Raw genomic sequence first — 1,089 nt, 5'->3', positions numbered from 1 at the left:
GGGGGATTCCGGGGTAGTTGCGGGGGTGTCTTCGCTGGTTTTTTCTTCTTCCCGGGGACAGGCTGCCGATTCTAAACCGAGATGACATCGGACTTCCTCCCGTCCCAAAGACACGGCAATTCCCGACACCGACATTAATAAAGCTAGGATGGGTAAGATATTCTTCATAAAATTAGACTTGATTCTACTCCTCGACATCACATTGTCTATTTTAGATAGGATCGAACTGATATTGAGAACCCTTTGGCCCCTCATTGCCGCGATTAGCACGCACCAGGGGAACTTGATTAAAAATCTTAAAATCCGTGGTGCTTCCCTGCAAGGTGATTCCTCGATTTAAAGTTTCGACTACAGTAGCACGGTCAGAACTTTTAGCGATCGCTTTTCCTAATACTTTCATGGTATCGTAGGCGGTAGCAGTACGCCAACTGACGCGACCGCGCCAACTTTTCAGCGCATCTTTGGCAAAGGGATCCGTTGCTTGGAAACTCCAAGGTACTGCTAAAACTAATCCATCGATGCTATCCGCTCCTTGAATAAGGATATCGGGTGTATAAAGTTCATTTCCGCCTAATAAGAGCATTCCTGACGATTCTTGGGCAATAGCCACGGCTTGATCAATGCGATCGCCGTCTTTACTCAGGGCCAAAAATACCACCCTAGCTCCAGCTTGTTTGGCCTGATCTATGGCGGTTTTAGCGTTAAAATTGGCTTTGGTGGTGTCTATTTCCTTAACTATCTGGCCTCCCGGTTCCTTTATCGCTTTAGCAAAGGAATCCTTTAATTTTTGACTATAGGGACTATCGGAATTATAAAAAAGAACCACTGACGGAGAATTCTTTTGCTTACTAGCATAATTAGCCAAAGTTTTGGCCACTGCTTCCAGATAACTACCCAAAACTTCCTGAGATTTATCCTCAAGGGGAATAGTTTTCAGGGTTGATTTTCCCGTTTGACTAACACTGGTAGTCAGGGGAGAGAGAATCGCTAATCCTTCTTTTTCGTAACTTTCAATCGCTTTTTGACTAAAAGGATCGATTCCGTGGCCCATAACTGCCAAAACTTGACCGGATTGAATCAGATCATCGG

The 1,089-nt window shown here is 44.9% G+C and carries 1 protein-coding gene and 1 pseudogene; both read right to left on the bottom strand.

Annotated features, from left to right (window positions below):
* Window positions 1-198 (bottom strand): annotated as a pseudogene (locus IQ242_RS25465) (hypothetical protein); the annotation flags it as partial.
* A gap of 13 nt (window positions 199-211) precedes the next feature.
* Window positions 212-1,089 (bottom strand): ABC transporter substrate-binding protein (locus tag IQ242_RS25460; RefSeq protein WP_193961864.1); only part of this gene is annotated, 878 nt, incomplete at its 5' end.

Origin of the sequence: Microcystis sp. LEGE 08355 (genome assembly GCF_015207185.1) — a bacterium.
Classification (GTDB): Bacteria; Cyanobacteriota; Cyanobacteriia; order Cyanobacteriales; family Microcystaceae; genus Microcystis; species Microcystis panniformis.
Note: the sequence above shows the minus strand (reverse complement) of the source record. Positions and strands in the feature narration are given on the sequence as shown.